General features: G+C 57.8%; 1 protein-coding gene. It reads left to right on the top strand.

Annotated features, from left to right (window positions below):
* Window positions 1–63: 63 nt before the first annotated feature.
* On the top strand, window positions 64–580 hold a 517-nt coding region (locus IEX61_RS12255), incomplete at its 3' end, for a transposase (protein WP_229725879.1).

The raw sequence follows: 580 nt of genomic DNA, 5'->3' as shown, positions 1-580 counted from the left end.
GAAGCCCTCTTGCTCCAGCGCCTGAAAGCAAACAGCTTCCGTCAGGCCGCTCAGGAAAGCGGAATGAGCCCCCATAGCTTGCGCCGTTTGCTTCTCCGGTGTGTCGGCCAAAAGGCCAACCTTGAGGAAGCCCTCAAGGACATGGAAGCCTTCGTGCTAAGCATCGATGAACACAGCTATCGTGGCCGTGACATGATGGTCACGGTCACGTGTGTGTGGCCCAAACAGCAACTTTTGGCCATTCTGCCCGATGACCGTATAAAGACGTTGGAGCGCTTTTTGCGCCAGATGCCGGATTCGGTTCGCCAGCGCATTCGGGCCGTGTGCATCGACCTGAAGGATGCTTGGCGCCATGCGGTGAAGCGCGCTTTGCCCGGTGTTGTCATCGTGGCAGATCCGTTTCACGTTATTCAAGATGCGAATCGGCGGGTTGACGAAGCACGGCTTGTGGAACAGCAGGTGACTGGGGAACGCCTGAGGCGATGGCCGCTTTTGAAGAACGAGGACGATCTGACCGACCGCCAAGCGGCCCAGCTTGCCGCCATTCGGAAGCATCACAAGAACGTGGCCCATTTCCATT

It is taken from the genome of Calditerricola satsumensis (assembly GCF_014646935.1).
In the GTDB taxonomy this organism is placed as follows: Bacteria; Bacillota; Bacilli; order Calditerricolales; family Calditerricolaceae; genus Calditerricola; species Calditerricola satsumensis.
Note: the sequence above shows the minus strand (reverse complement) of the source record. Positions and strands in the feature narration are given on the sequence as shown.